At 40.4% G+C, this 12,875-nt stretch carries 13 protein-coding genes and 1 pseudogene; 12 read left to right on the plus strand and 2 right to left on the minus strand.

Features of this window, described 5'->3' with window-relative positions:
- Window positions 1-283: 283 nt before the first annotated feature.
- Window positions 284-1,486 carry a bifunctional alpha/beta hydrolase/OsmC family protein gene (locus ACMUMJ_RS05575; RefSeq protein WP_414677803.1) on the minus strand — a complete coding sequence of 401 codons (1,203 nt, stop codon included), beginning with the start codon at window positions 1,484-1,486 and terminating at the stop codon, window positions 284-286.
- A 213-nt stretch (window positions 1,487-1,699) separates the two neighbouring features.
- Between ACMUMJ_RS05575 and ACMUMJ_RS05580 the strand changes: the two genes are divergently transcribed.
- From ACMUMJ_RS05580 to ACMUMJ_RS05635, 12 genes are all read left to right on the plus strand, one after another.
- Window positions 1,700-2,632, plus strand: a complete 933-nt coding sequence (locus tag ACMUMJ_RS05580) for an SMP-30/gluconolactonase/LRE family protein (RefSeq protein WP_414677804.1) — start codon at window positions 1,700-1,702, stop codon at window positions 2,630-2,632.
- A 58-nt stretch (window positions 2,633-2,690) separates the two neighbouring features.
- Window positions 2,691-3,725, plus strand: a complete 1,035-nt coding sequence (gene gntR, locus ACMUMJ_RS05585) for an HTH-type transcriptional regulator GntR (RefSeq protein WP_414677805.1) — start codon at window positions 2,691-2,693, stop codon at window positions 3,723-3,725.
- Between the two features lie 155 nt (window positions 3,726-3,880).
- Window positions 3,881-4,531 (plus strand): 3-oxo-tetronate 4-phosphate decarboxylase, encoded by a 651-nt coding sequence (gene otnC, locus ACMUMJ_RS05590; protein ID WP_414677806.1) that lies wholly within the window; start codon window positions 3,881-3,883, stop codon window positions 4,529-4,531.
- On the plus strand, window positions 4,531-5,292 hold the full coding sequence (locus ACMUMJ_RS05595; RefSeq protein ID WP_414677807.1) for a hydroxypyruvate isomerase family protein: 762 nt from the start codon (window positions 4,531-4,533) through the stop codon (window positions 5,290-5,292). Before otnC ends, ACMUMJ_RS05595 begins: the two co-directional genes overlap by 1 nt.
- A 147-nt stretch (window positions 5,293-5,439) precedes the next feature.
- On the plus strand, window positions 5,440-6,162 hold the full coding sequence (locus ACMUMJ_RS05600) for a siderophore-interacting protein (protein WP_414677808.1): 723 nt from the start codon (window positions 5,440-5,442) through the stop codon (window positions 6,160-6,162).
- Between the two features lie 171 nt (window positions 6,163-6,333).
- Window positions 6,334-6,669 carry a cupin domain-containing protein gene (locus ACMUMJ_RS05605; RefSeq protein WP_414677809.1) on the plus strand — a complete coding sequence of 112 codons (336 nt, stop codon included), beginning with the start codon at window positions 6,334-6,336 and terminating at the stop codon, window positions 6,667-6,669.
- 691 nt (window positions 6,670-7,360) lie between these two features.
- The gene (locus ACMUMJ_RS05610; RefSeq protein ID WP_414677810.1) at window positions 7,361-8,374 is read left to right on the plus strand and encodes a TRAP transporter substrate-binding protein; all 1,014 of its coding nucleotides are present in this window, start codon (window positions 7,361-7,363) and stop codon (window positions 8,372-8,374) included.
- Window positions 8,375-8,522: 148 nt separating this feature from the next.
- On the plus strand, window positions 8,523-9,071 hold the full coding sequence (locus ACMUMJ_RS05615) for a TRAP transporter small permease subunit (RefSeq protein WP_414677811.1): 549 nt from the start codon (window positions 8,523-8,525) through the stop codon (window positions 9,069-9,071).
- A complete protein-coding gene (locus tag ACMUMJ_RS05620) occupies window positions 9,064-10,380 on the plus strand; it encodes a TRAP transporter large permease (RefSeq protein WP_414677812.1) in 1,317 nt (438 codons plus the stop codon). The genes ACMUMJ_RS05615 and ACMUMJ_RS05620 overlap by 8 nt, the downstream gene beginning before the upstream one ends.
- A 73-nt stretch (window positions 10,381-10,453) precedes the next feature.
- Entirely contained in the window at window positions 10,454-10,945 is a 492-nt protein-coding gene (locus tag ACMUMJ_RS05625) for a gluconokinase (protein WP_414677813.1), read from the plus strand.
- Window positions 10,946-11,153: 208 nt separating this feature from the next.
- Window positions 11,154-11,300 carry a hypothetical protein gene (locus tag ACMUMJ_RS05630; protein WP_414677814.1) on the plus strand — a complete coding sequence of 49 codons (147 nt, stop codon included), beginning with the start codon at window positions 11,154-11,156 and terminating at the stop codon, window positions 11,298-11,300.
- 171 nt (window positions 11,301-11,471) lie between these two features.
- Window positions 11,472-12,473 (plus strand): substrate-binding domain-containing protein, encoded by a 1,002-nt coding sequence (locus ACMUMJ_RS05635; RefSeq protein ID WP_414677815.1) that lies wholly within the window; start codon window positions 11,472-11,474, stop codon window positions 12,471-12,473.
- A 34-nt stretch (window positions 12,474-12,507) separates the two neighbouring features.
- Here ACMUMJ_RS05635 and ACMUMJ_RS05640 read toward each other — a convergent pair.
- Window positions 12,508-12,651 (minus strand): annotated as a pseudogene (locus ACMUMJ_RS05640) (DUF2164 family protein); the annotation flags it as partial.
- Between the last annotated feature and the right edge of the window lie 224 nt (window positions 12,652-12,875).

A 12,875-nucleotide genomic window follows, 5' to 3' on the forward strand; every position in this document is an offset into this window, starting at 1 on the left:
GGAAGGTGCGAATAAGTCTACTAAGACTCGCAGGGCATGGTCTAAAAGCCAGTATTCTTTGTTGAGTATCTCGAAAATAGGCCAGCTATTCACATTCGATACTCGCCTCGAATAGCCGGCTTTTATCCACATGCTGAGACAAGAGGACTTATTCGCACCTTCCTTAAATAAGCGTGTTATAAAAAGCAGCGTCCATTTTATTGGGTCGCTGCTTTTTTGTTGTTATCTTGAATTGAAAATGTACGACGAGCTGAACCTCAGCAAGATCTTCTTACCGCATGGCTTATGGTGTCAATTCACTTATAACGCTTGGCGCGTTATGCAGTGTTTTGTGTACTGGGCATAAATCGGCGATTTCTAGTAAACGCTGACGTTGCTCGACCGTCAAGTCGCCGATCAAGGTGATTTTACGGGTAATGGCTTCGATTTTTTCGTTTGTCTCGCAGTCTTGAGAATCTTTGTAATAGTCTCGGGTATGCGACAATTCTACTTTAACGTGCTCTAAGGGCACTCTTTTACGTGCGGCATACATACGCAATGTCATGGACGTGCAGGCACCGACGCTGGCTAACAAATGCTGATAGGGATCAGGGCCTAGGTTACTGCCTCCGACTTTGAGTGGTTCATCGGCTAACCACGTATGATCTTTTGTACTGACATGTTGCGTGAATGCATGGTCTTTTTCTTCAACCAATACCGTGCCGCTAGTGAGCTTGGCTTGGTAAGCGTGCGTATCGTACTCTACATAGCGTGTGGCCCAAGAGGCAATCACTTGAGCGGCGTAGTCAGCATCGTCTTTGTTGCTTAATAAATGATCGGCATTGTCTAAGCTAATAAAGCTTTTAGGGTGCTTGGCGGCAGCATAAATTTTCTCTGCTTCACTGATATTTACCACACTATCAATGGGCGAATGCATAATTAGAACAGCTCTTTTTAGTTTACTAATGTGGCTACGATCGTATTTGGCAATGTCATCAATAAATTGTTTTTTAATGGTAAATTGACGGCCTGCTAAGCTGACTTTGGCCTCGCCTGCGGCATTTATTTCATCCAACTGAGCTGAGAAATTGTGCGCAACATGTTGTGCATCGGAAGGTGCGCCAATTGTTGTGACGGCTGAGATTTCAGGAATGTGTTCCGCCGCTGCGAGAACCGCAGCACCGCCCAGACTGTGGCCGATTAATAATTGCGGTGCGCTAAAGTGTGTACGTAAATGATCCGCCGCGGCAATTAAGTCTTGAATGTTAGAGGAAAAATTACTGTTGGCAAAATCACCGTCGCTGTTGCCAAGCCCTGTAAAATCGAATCGTAATACGGCGATGCCTTGTTGTGTTAGTGCTCGACTAATACGAGTGGCAGCAGCGATGTCTTTTCCGCAAGTGAAACAGTGAGCAAATAAAGCAAAAAATTTAATGTCACTGTCCGGTAGCTCAAGTTGCCCAGCGAGTTCTAACGATCCGCTTTTAAAAGAGATTTTCTGGCGCATAATGTTTCCTATTGGATGAGAGTCCAAGGCATCAATATTTGAAACACATTGAGCAAGGATCACTGTTAAAATAAATGTTTTATGATTTTAGTTCTATGATTCTAGACCAAGAGGTGCGTTTTTACCTAGGCGGAAACAAGCAATGAATAAGTAACTAATGGGAAGATAAATAGGACAGAAATTTGACTGTTTATCGTTGATTAGAGGTGCGCCATGTCAATAATTGAGCAATACGATTTGCGTGTGAAAGACGTATTTTTAACAAACGAATCGTTAGAAAGAATCAGTCGTAGTGGTATTTGGAATGAAGGCCCTGTTTGGCTTCCTAATACACAAACTTTACTGTGGAGTGACATTCCCAATGATCGCATCGTCAGTTGGAATGCGAATCGGGGGGAGAGTGTTTGGCGTTCTCCAGCAAACTTCACCAATGGGCATTATCTCGATCGTGATGGCAATTTACTGCATTGCAGTCATAGCGGTCGATGTATCTTAAAGACCGATTTAACAACGGGCGACATCACCACGCTGGTGGATCGATATAATGATAAACCGTTAAATTCCCCTAATGATTTGGTGGTGAAGTCCGATGGCAGTATTTGGTTTACCGATCCACCGTACGGCATCTTATCTGATTTTGAAGGTTATAAAGCCGATTCAGAACAAGCGGGGAATTTTGTTTATTGCTATTCTCCAGAGACACAAGCACTCACTTTGGTCTGTGATCAAATGGAAGGGCCTAACGGGTTGGCGTTTTCATTGGATGAAACTCAGCTCTATGTGTCGGATACCTCGATTACCTTACCAGAGAAAAAAGTGGGTCATCATCATATTATGCGTTACGACGTGCAAGTGAATTCAATGGGGGAATACACACTGACAAACGGGTGTGTATTTGCCAATATCCACCCCGGTGTTTCGGATGGCTTTCGTTTAGATAAAAACGGTTGGATTTATACATCTTCTCAAGACAGCATCCAAATTTACCACCCTGATGGTGCTTTAATGGCAAAAATCCTAGTACCTGAGCAGGTATCTAACTGTACGTTTGGAGGCGATTTGGGCAATGTATTATTTATTACGGCGTCAACATCTGTCTATAAAATCACGTTAAATACTCAAGGTGCGAATGTAGAAAGTGCATAGACAGAGAGTAAGTAGAAAGAAAATGAACAGACACGTTGTTGTTTTCAAGAGAGTCTGAATGAAAAAAGATAAATCAGTACTATCCAGTCGAAGTACAGGGCGTATCACCTTGTCCGATGTGGCAAAGCATGCAGGCGTAAGCCCAATTACGGTTTCTAGAGCGTTAAAGCACCCTCTTCAGGTATCGGAAAAACTTAAAGAAAAAATTGCTATTTCTGTGAAAGCACTGGGGTATATTCCGAACCATGCCGCACGTTCATTAGCGTCGTCGGAATCAAAGGTCATTACGGTCATTTTTCCTTCCCTCTCTAATGCGGTGTTTCCAGATGTATTAGAGGGCATTCATGAAACCTTAGTCAGGGCAGGCTATCGCATTCTTCTGGCAAATTCACATTATTCCAGTGAGCAAGAAGAAGCGCTTGTTAAAACCATGCTGGAGCAAAATCCAGACGGCATTATTGTCACGGGAATCGACCAAACCCAAAATACGAGGGATTTGTTAAAACTATCCAATACCCCTGTCGTGCAAATTATGGAACTGGATCAAAACCCCATTGATATGAATGTTGGTTTGTCGCACTTTGATGCCTGCTATGACTTGACGAATTATCTGTATTCCCTAGGGTATAAAAATATTGGTTTTATTGGTGCTCAAATGGATCTGCGTTCTCATAGAAGAATGGAAGGCTATCGAAAAGCGGTACTGGAGCAAAATGGCGATGCCTCTCAGTATGTGATAACCAGTGCAGAAAGCACGTCGTTTAAGCATGGGGCAGAGTTATTTATTGCATTGATCTCTCAGCACAGTGATGTCGATGCGATAGTCTTTAGTAACGATGATTTGGCGGCTGGTGCGCTGCTTGAAGCCACAAGAAGAGGAATGCGCATCCCTGAAGACATTGCGATAGCAGGCTTTAATGATCTGCATTTCTCTGAAGAATTAATACCACCATTGACGTCCGTTTCTGTGCCTCGTTATGAAATGGGCCAACAAGCCGCGGAATGCCTTTTGTATAAAATCGTCAATAAAACGCAGCCTCATTGTGATCAAGTGAATGTTGGTTACTCTATTGTCTCTCGCCAAAGTACGTAGTGTGGACTCTTATATTTTATATTCATAGATTGAGGAACGGCTTGCACAATTACTCAATTATTTATGATAAGCTTAAATGATAGCGCTATCTAGTTTAAGCATGACGGCTTATTTTGATGACAAAACCGTCTTTAAAAAACTCTGAGGATGATGCAATGAGCCACAGCGAAAACAAGTTAAGAGAAGACATTTGCATTATGGCAAAGTCTTTATTTGATCGGGGTTTAACCTGCGGATCGTCTGGTAATATTTCAGCAAGAACCGAAGATGGTGGATTGTTAGTCACTCCAACAGGAAGTTGTTTTGGGCGCCTTGATCCAGCAACGCTAAGCCGCTTTGATGAAAAGGGTTTACTAATCGCTGGGTTGCCACCCACGAAAGAAATGCCACTGCACAGTGCGTTTTACGATACGCGATCCAGTGCCAATGCGATTGTGCATTTGCATGGCACCTGTTCTGTGGCGATGTCTATGATGGAAGGTGTCGATGAGGATAACTTTTTACCGCCTTTGACGCCTTACTCCATTATGAAATTGGGCAAGGTGAAACTGTTGCCTTACTTTATGCCAGGTGATCCTAAAACAGGGGATGCCATAAGAGGGTTGGTTGGGAAAAGAAGTGCGGTAATGCTAGCGAATCACGGCCCTGTTGTGGCAGGAAAAGATTTGGAAGCGGCGGTTTACGCCATAGAAGAATTAGAAGAAACAGCAAAACTGGCGATGATGCTGCGTGGCACATCACCCAAAATGCTCTCTGAATCGGAAATTACCCGCATCGTGACGAAATTTAATGTGGAATGGGATTAATGACTCAATACTCAGCTAACCTTGGTTTTTTGTGGCAGTCTCTTTCATTGCCCGATGGAATAAGGGCGGCTAAAGAAGCGGGTTTTGTGGCGGTTGAATGCCACTGGCCCTACGACGAGGACATTGACGAAGTGACGCAAGCGCTGATGGAAACGGGCTTACCCATGCTGGGGTTGAATACCTCTAGAGGCAATGTCGCAGCGGGTGAAAATGGTTTGTCTGCATTAGTAGGCAGAGAGCATGATGCGAAAGCGACCATTGATAAAGCCATTGATTACGCTGTTCATTGGAGTGTGCCAAACATTCATGTCATGGCTGGATTCGCAAACGGTGAACAGGCCGAAGCAACGTTTCTGGAAAACTTGAGGTACGCCTGTGATCAAGCAAGTTTGCATTTAATAACGATCCTAATCGAGCCTTTGAATCACCATGATGCACCGGGGTATTTTTTGCAAACCTCGGCACAAGCGGCCGACATCATCGCCAAAGTAGACAGGCCCAATATCAAGCTGATGTTTGACTTTTACCACTTGCAGATTATGGAAGGCGATGTGTGTCGTCACTTTGAATCACTGCTTCCTATTATTGGCCATGTACAAATTGCCTCCGTCCCAGATAGGGCAGAGCCAGATAGTGGAGAGCTAAATTATCGTTATATTTTGGACCGATTAAAGAAAATGGGATACACCCAACCGATTGGGGCCGAATACAAACCGTCATCTGACACGATTGAGTGTGATTGGATGAAGGCATTGATTTGAAACATGGCGCTCTATCATCCTAAAGTGGGCAAAGAATGCGCACTAATCAAGGAATGAGATGGGGAGAGCCTGTAATAAGTAGTATTACACAATGGTTTATATTAAAGTGATAATCATTCCCATTAATGATTTTTAATAGAGACCATCATGAATAAACCTAGAGAATTTGTTGTTATTCGAAAGCATTTTGTCACACCTCATATGTTAAGAGTCACTCTCGGCGGAGAAGGTGTTTTAACGCTCCCTCAAGATCAAGAAAGTGCGTATGTGAAGCTGATCTTTCCGTCAGAATCGGGTCGATTAATGCGTACCTATACCATTCGCCATCAACGGACAGATGAAATCGACATTGATTTTATGCTGCACGAAGACGGTGGCCCTGCGTCAACATGGGCGCAGCTTGCTGAAACGGGAGACACTATTATAGTTGGTGGTCCTGGCTCTAGAAAAATGATCAACTCAAGCACTGAATACCAATTATTGGTTGGTGATATGACAGCCTTGCCAGCCATCAGTGTTAACTTAGAAACCTTACCGAAAGACGCCAAAGGGTTCGCGGTGATTGAAGTCGTTTCAAAAGACGATGTGCAATCGTTAACCCACCCTGAAGGCATTGAGATTCATTGGGTGATTAATGCAAACTCTGGAAAAGATGAACAGGCCTTATTAAACAAGGTAAAAACCTTGCCATGGTTCGACGGTAAAATGTCGGTATGGGCCGCCTGTGAATTTAGCAGTATGAAAATGCTAAGACGTTTTTTCAAAGATGAAAAAGCCATCGATAAATCCATGTTGTACATTTCCAGTTATTGGAAGTTAGGCAATAACGAAGACGAGCACAAAGTCATTAAGCAAAAAGACGCTGGCTAAGGGGTTCATTTTTCTGCTTCGATGATGGTCATTATGTTACAAAGTCAAATCACTTCATTGTGATTTGGCTTTTTTTGTGCGTTTTGGATTATTCTCAATAATATTTGCTGTAGTTGAGATGCCGTATCGCTATAGTTATGGTTAATCAAAACACACAGTAGGTGAGATGTAGTGACTAGAATAACCGTAAATAATGCGCTAAGCAGTCTTCAAAATGAAGACGCTCCCTTTAAAAAACTTTTTGAGCACGGCTCTCTAGAGGTAGAAATATACAAGCCAGTAGGCGTGGATTTACAACAACCTCATAGCCGTGATGAAGTGTATGTGATCGCATCGGGTTCGGGTTTTTTTGTGAATGGCGCAACACGTCAGCCTTTTGAACCGGGTGAAGTCTTGTTTGTCGCCGCAGGCATTGAACACCGATTTGAAGACTTCAGCGACGACTTTTCAACATGGGTCTTCTTTTATGGCCCCAAAGGTGGGGAAGCGTCCGATTCCGCTTCTTAAATGGTAATAACGCACGGCGTTAAGAGACTATCGTCCTTAGTAAGCTCTCAGTGTTTTCGTTCGTATAAAAAAGGTCAATAACGCCAAGTTTTTTATTTTTAGCCTCGGACTCTTGCCCGTTTCGTATTCTATAGATCATAAATAAAATCTAATTAGAAACAGATCTGTTTACATTTTTTTGCCTTGTCCCGTTGGAAAAGCCGCAATCGTCTTCCGACATTGTGGGGTTGTGTGTAACACAGAGGGTTATTTACAAAGGCTTCATACTTCTGATGGGGTGTTCTGACAAAAAAACACTAACTTTTTGAAATTATTAGATTAACTGTATGGGTAGCTTGTGATGCAGTAGTGCGGTCGACTGTTTATCTAAACTTCAAACTTGAATTCGGGAACGTTTAATATAGATGGCACTATTTAGAATCTAGTCGACTAAGTTTGATACTTAAATACGCAAAATTAAATCTCCATTCTTAATAAGCACTTAGCATTTTAAAACTGACTAATTTGATATTTTGCTTATCAGTCAAATACGTTTACTAAAATTAATACTTGATAAATAATTTTGTTACCAGTAGCATCTGTATATGTTACCGGTAACATTTTATGTAAAACACTATAATTAACTACTGCTAATATGGGCGTTATGTTTTATCGATATTAAAAATTAAAACAATTAAATAGGATCAAAACAATGAACAAGCTAACCACAATTGGTACAGTGGCTCTTGCAACTGTCTTATCTTCTTCTGCTATGGCTGCAGATTTCAATTTTAAGTTTCAGTCATCAGATCCGTCTGGAGACAAAAACTTTCAGGTGCAAAAAGAGTGGGTTGAACGTGTTGCGACACTCTCTAGCGGACGTATTAATATTGATTTACTGCCCGTAAACAGTGTTTTTAAGCACACTGAAACGCTTGATGCGATTAAAATGGGAATCTTAGACGGGCATATAACTGCAACGGGTTATTTCTCTGGTAAAGACCCAGCATTCGGGCTAATTGGTAATACAGTTGGCGCTTGGTCAGATACCTCTCAGTTATTACAGTATATTAACTATGGTGGTGGCTTTGAGTTGATGACTGAGCTTTATGCTCCTTATGGCATCAAATTTATCGGTGGTTCAACAACCGGTGTTGAATCTTTTGTGTCGAAAGTGCCGTTGAACGGCGTAGAAGATCTTAAAAATCTAAAATTAAGAGCGCCTGAAGGCTTAGTTCAACAAGTTTTTGCAGCAGCAGGTGCTTCACCCGTTAACTTACCAGGATCGGAAGTATTTACAGGTTTAAGTAAAGGCGTGATTGACGCAGCAGATTACACTGTATTTTCAACCAATCAAAAAGCAGGAATGAATGATATAGCGACGCATCCGGTGCAACCAGGTTTTCACTCTTTACCTCTCATCGATATTTCAATGAATCAAAAAAAATGGGATAAGCTACCGGCTGATCTAAAAGAAATTCTCATTGTTTCAGTACGTGATTTTGCGCAAGACATTACTACCCAACTGAAAATTGCAGATCAGGCGGCGGTAAAAGCAGCCAAAGCAAATCCTAATATTACCATTCACGACTGGTCTTCAGACGAGCGAAAAAAGTTTAGAGCAATTGCCCGAACGCAATGGGAATCATTCTCTAAAAAATCGCCTAATGCTAAAAAAGTATATCAGTCCGTTACTCAATACTTAGAAGAGAATGGTCTTCTTTAATATCTGAGCATTCAAAAGTATTTGCATGGTTATCTCTATTAAATAGTTCCATATAAATATTAGATAGCCATGCCGTTTTATTATTAAGTTTGATGATTATTTAAACTGCGTAATTAATAAATATCACTTTGTTTATTGGATATATGTGATGAGTAAATTAGATCAGCGTGATCAAGGCCACCAACCTAGTAACAGATTAGATAAGTGGATATTTAATCTCGGAAACACATTAAGCATCTTATTTATATTAGCTGTCGCGATCTCTTTCTATGAGGTTGTGATGCGCTATGTTTTGAATTCTCCAACAATATGGGTTCATGAGACAGCATCTTTTATTGGCGGTTTTTTATTTGTTTTTGGTGGTATATACGCCCTTTCAATAAACAAGCATGTCCGTGTGGTACTTATATATGACCTCGTTTCACCAAGAATAAGACAATATTTGAACATTTTCCATCATCTCATGGGGCTTCTATTTTCGGGGATGTTGATATTTGCCTCTTTTCAAATGGCTCACAGTGCTTGGTTTACACCATGGGGCAGCATACATGCAGAAACATCAGGTTCCGCTTGGAACCCAGCATTTCCAGCGTATTTAAAAGCGATTATCTTCATAACGAGTGTCGTTATGTTTATCCAGTTTTGCTTACACCTTATTATTGAAATGAAATGCCTAAGGAGCAGAAATAATGTTTGATCTCTCTAATATGGGCATTGGCTATGGCAGTTTGGCCATGCTTGTCAGTATGATTCTTCTGCTATTAACAGGCATGCAACTTGCCTTCGTGACAGGAATGGTTGCTTTAGTATTTGCTTTAGGCTGGTTCGGCGTCGATGCGCTGCCTCTGATTAGTAGTCGTCTTTATAGCTTTGTAGGCAGTTATGTTTTTTTAGCCGTTCCTATGTTCGTACTAATGGCCGCGCTTTTAGATAGATCAGGCATTGCAAAGGACTTATTTGATGCCATGAAAATAATGGGCAGAAAATTACGGGGTGGTGTTGCGGTTCAAACATTAGTTGTTGCTGTGATACTTGCTTCAATGTCTGGTGTAATAGGTGGAGAAACGGTTTTATTAGGAATTTTAGCCCTCCCTCAAATGTTACGCCTCGGTTATAACCGTAAATTAGCAATAGGTACAACTTGCGCAGGTGGAGCACTGGGAACCATGCTCCCTCCCAGTATTGTGCTCATAATTTATGGGTTAACAGCAAGTGTTTCGATTGGAGATCTTTTCAAAGCTGCTTTTGTTCCCGCTCTCATATTAGCTCTATGTTATATGATTTACATTTTAGTTCTTTGTCGCATTTACCCAGAATACGCCCCTTTACCAACAGACGAAGAATTAGCAAAAGATAGGCACGTAAACTTCAAAAAAGCACTTCTCTTCCCCTTTTTATCTGTTGCAACCGTGTTAGGCAGTATTTATACCGGTGTCGCTTCGGTAACAGAAGCATCAGCACTCGGTGTTGTTGGCATCATAATTAGTGCTTATATTCGAGGAGAATTGAATTTCACCATGCTTAAGGAAAGTGCTCAGGCGACAATGAGCACGTGTGGCATGATCATATGGATAGGAATAGGTGCAACCGCTCTCGTTGGTGTTTACAACTTAATGGGAGGAATCGATTTCGTAGAAGATTTGATTTTGAATTTAAGTGGCGGCAGTGTAATGGGTACGGTATTTATCATGATGCTAATCCTTTTTGTTTTGGGTATGTTCCTTGATTGGGTAGGTGTGGCGTTATTAACCATGCCAATTTTTGTTCCTATCATTATTAATCTAGGCCTTAATCCTATTTGGTTTGGTGTTGTTTTTTGCCTCAATATGCAAGTTTCTTTTTTATCACCGCCCTTTGGACCTGCTGCATTTTACCTTAAATCTGTTGCTCCAAAAGACATCAGCTTAGGAGAAATTTTTCAGTCATTATTTCCCTTTATTTGCATCCAAATTGTTGTTCTGACATTAGTTATTTTCTTCCCAAGTCTTTCATTATGGTGGCAGTAAGTTTTAGCAACTCAAAAGTGATTTCATTTAATTAAAACATTCCATATTTGGTTTTACGGGGAGGCTGTGTCTAATGGTAAACAAAATTGTAGTTTTAGGTGTGTCTGGATCAGGTAAGTCCACCATAGGGCAGATGTTAGCCGATTATTTACACTATCCATTTTTTGATGGAGATAATTTTCATTCTGAGCACAACGTAACAAAAATGCGTCAAGGTATACCGTTAAGTGACCAAGATAGACAAGAGTGGCTAACAACATTGAATCAGGTAATACAATCGAACTCTCACTCCATTGTCGCTTGCTCAGCATTAAAACCTGAATATAGAAAAAAATTAAAACAAGGAAACCCTGAGATAGTTTTCGTGTATTTAAAAGGGAGCTATAAAACAATATGGGAAAGACATCAAAAACGAGATGGCCATTATTTTAAAGGAGAAGACATGCTTAAAAGTCAGTTCTCTACATTGGTTGAACCCTTGGAAGATGAAGCAATATCAATAGATATTCAACAAAGTGAAAAGCAGGTCTTAGCATGTATTTTAGCCAAAATTGATCTGCGATAAGCGTTTATATGATTACTCATCTTTCTAACTAATTTATAAAAGTATAAAAATGACTATTAACAATATCCTTTTAAAGTGTAATCTAGCGATCATTGGACGGGTAAAATTTAGCGCTTGATTTTATCGACAACCACCATCAAGTAGCTGGCTACGACCTTAATCAGGCGAAAGTCTTACAACTCCTAACACTTGAAGAAGATCACCTGCGTTGTATGCTTCATTAGCATATTTCGATGGTTATCGAACAAGCCAATCATCAGCGAACTTAATCCAAGCACAAAGAGATTACTTTGGCGCTCATTCATACTTACGCACGAATTCAACCACGGACAAAAAATTCCACACCCAATGGTAAACCAATGAACGATTAGAAATTGAAGAGTATAAGTGAGCGCTCACATACCAAATAGATCTTTATATTCAATACTTTGTTATGTGGGAAATCAATAGAAGGATAATTATTTCATTTAATAATATTTTGGTTTCATGGTAATGTTACAGGTAACAATATTGATACGGTTATAATATGGCTATCAAGAAAAAACGCCCAACATTACAAGATGTGGCAACACTTGTTGGCGTCACTAAAATGACGGTAAGCAGGTTTTTACGTGATGCTGAAAGTGTTTCAAAACCTTTACAAACAAGTATCTCCGAGGCATTAGATGAACTAGGTTATATTCCAAACAAAGCGCCGGATATTTTATCCAAATCAACAAGCCATGCCATTGGCGTTCTCGTCCCTTCATTAACCAACCAGGTCTTTGCGGAAGTGATAAGAGGGATCGAGAATGTTCTAGAACCAGCTGGTTACCAGACAATGCTAGCTCACTATGGCTATAGTCAAAAAGCAGAAGAAGCACGTATATCAACTCTACTTTCTTATAATGTCGACGCCTTAATTTTATCAGAAAGTTTTCATACTCAAAGAGTACGAAAAATGTTAGATACGGCAGGAATACCCGTAATAGAAATAATGGATTCAGTTTCCTCTCCCATTGCACAAGCTGTTGGCATCGATAACCATGCTGCGGCGTTTTCAATGACTGAGTTTATGATTGAAAAAGGTCGACATAAAATTGTATATATTGCCGCACGTATGGACAAACGAACTCAACTTAAAATACAAGGCTATAAAGATGCGATGAAAAAGCATAATTTAGAGCCTTTATGCTTACAAACAGATGAAGCATCTTCCTTTACTTTAGGCGCTAAATTTTTAAAAGAAGCCTTAAAGCAGCAGCCTGACACGGATGGTATTTTTTGTACAAATGATGATTTAGCAATTGGTGCACTCTTTGAAAGTCAAAAGCACAAATTAAAAGTGCCAGAACAAATTAGCATTGTTGGCTTTCATGGCCATGATATTTCCAAAGCAATCGTTCCTAGATTAGCAACGGTTGTAACACCTCGTGAAGATATGGGACGTATCGCTGCTGAAGAGCTCTTAAATAGACTGCAAGGAATTGAAATTAAAGAAAAAATCATTCAACTTCCTTTCAAGCTTGAAGTAGGTGAAAGCTTATAGTGATCACTCTCTTTGAAAGCTTAAGCTTTCTCAATTAATGCTTTTCTAAAGCATAGATCTCTTCGTTAATCACTTCCATTCGCTCAGACACACCTGCTTGGGCGTCTTGGAGGCCTTTATTATAGAAACTAAAGCCAAACTCTTTAGCGATAAAGTCTAATAGAAATTGAGCATCAAAGCCGCCAAGGTCTCATTCAAACGCGGCTGACATATGCTGCTTTAACTTAGGTATTAATTTAGTTTTTTCTAGCTGGGTAAAGGTAAATTTAGGCATATTCGTTTTCACTCTTTATCAAATCAAACCTTGTTAACGAGGGGTGGTTCTGACAAAGAAAACACTAACTTTTTGAAATTATTAGATTAACTTTATGGATAGCTTGTAGTGCACTTTGTAGTCAGAAT

Source organism: Marinomonas phycocola (assembly GCF_047525455.1).
GTDB lineage: Bacteria > Pseudomonadota > Gammaproteobacteria > Pseudomonadales > Marinomonadaceae > Marinomonas.